The sequence below is a fragment of the Ruminococcus sp. RTP21359st1_H3_RTP21359_211015 genome (genome assembly GCF_040909065.1).
Lineage (GTDB): Bacteria > Bacillota > Clostridia > Oscillospirales > Ruminococcaceae > Hominimerdicola > Hominimerdicola aceti.
The window spans coordinates 1-1,330 of the sequence record NZ_JBDGDD010000080.1 but is presented as its reverse complement, the minus strand read 5'-3'; the positions used below and the strand labels follow the sequence as shown (position 1 = coordinate 1,330).

Genomic DNA, 1,330 nt, shown 5'->3' with positions numbered 1-1,330 from the left:
GCGGCTACGGTATTTCGTTCAACTTCCCATGCTGATAATTCCTTACGAAGATTTGAAATATTATCAATCCTTCTGTTCAAACATTGTCTGGTCATGACGTTAAGTTCGATTTCTGCAATATCAAGCCAGCTGCCATGTTTTGGTGTGTAGTGAATCTCCAACCGCTTCATGATTCTTCTGGCTTCATCAGCAGGGTAACGTTTGTACAATGATGCTGGTTTATGTGTATTAAGATTATCCATTACAAGAATTATTTTTTCTACATCTGGATACATGACATCGGCAAGATATTTGATTTCTTCTGCCCAGTCAATTGCAGTCCGATGTTCCCGAACACTTACATGATGAGCTCCACCAAGCGGTTCTACGAATGCAAAAATGCTGCATGTACCATTTCTGACATACTCAGAATCTACTTTCTGGTCATTGCCGGGGCGCATAGGAAGTGGGGATCTTGCCTCGCCAAGTAACTGATATGGTTTTTCGTCCATACAAACAACGGGGCGTTGTGGGTTATATGGAAGTTCGTATACATCGAGAACATCCTCCATACAAGCTATAAATTCTGCGTCCTCTCTTGAGGGAATGCACCAGTATTCATTTTTGTGAGGTCGAAGTTTGTTTTTTTTAAGGCTCTACGGATAGCATCTTTGCTAACCGGTGTATCAAGCACTACTTTGGCTTCTTTTTCCAGCAGACGCAAAGTCCATCTGGAATGACCTTCTGGAACAGGACCGCAGGCAAGTTCAATAATACGTGCTTCTGCACGTCCATCAAGGATACGCCTTGCATTGTCGGAATTGATATTTCTTTTGAACTCGGTAACCGCTTCAATGCCACCGGAAAAATATTTGGTCACTGTATTCGTTACAGTTGTCAGGCAAACACCATTTGATCTTGCGGATTGCTCATGGGTTAATACTTTCCCATGAGCCTCATCCAAATCAATAATAATCTGGCATCTGCTTCGAATAGTTTTAGATGTATTACTTTTGCGAATTATAGATTTTAATGTCTTCAATTCATCATCTGTAAGTTTAATGACATATTTTCTTGGTCTTGCCATATAAATCACCGCCGTTTTCTTTTATTTTAACATGAAGCGCTATAATAGCTATAAATATTTAGTTAAATGTCAACAATACAGTATACTAGATATCATCCAGCAGAATTTCACAGCACTGCTCAATGCTCCTCAAATATCAAACAACGATATCAATCGTACCATTGCACCACCACTTCAACATTAATATTAGAAACGTTTTAAACTATATAACACAAGAAAACTGATTCCACCGCAATGGATCAGTTTTCTTTAAATAATAGCTAC

2 protein-coding genes are annotated in these 1,330 nt (G+C 39.1%); both read right to left on the bottom strand.

The features are described 5' to 3' along the window. Positions 1 to 587 (bottom strand): IS630 family transposase (locus AB5Z01_RS13730; protein ID WP_368365622.1); only part of this gene is annotated, 587 nt, incomplete at its 3' end. Then, on the bottom strand, positions 557 to 1,066 hold the full coding sequence (locus tag AB5Z01_RS13725; protein ID WP_004614566.1) for a helix-turn-helix domain-containing protein: 510 nt from the start codon (positions 1,064 to 1,066) through the stop codon (positions 557 to 559). The genes AB5Z01_RS13725 and AB5Z01_RS13730, both read right to left, overlap by 31 nt. Positions 1,067 to 1,330 lie beyond the last annotated feature (264 nt).

Coding starts and splice junctions, on each gene's coding strand:
- AB5Z01_RS13725 (WP_004614566.1), bottom strand. CDS start 1,066: ATGGCAAGACCAAGAAAATATGTCATTAAACTTACAGATGATGAATTG.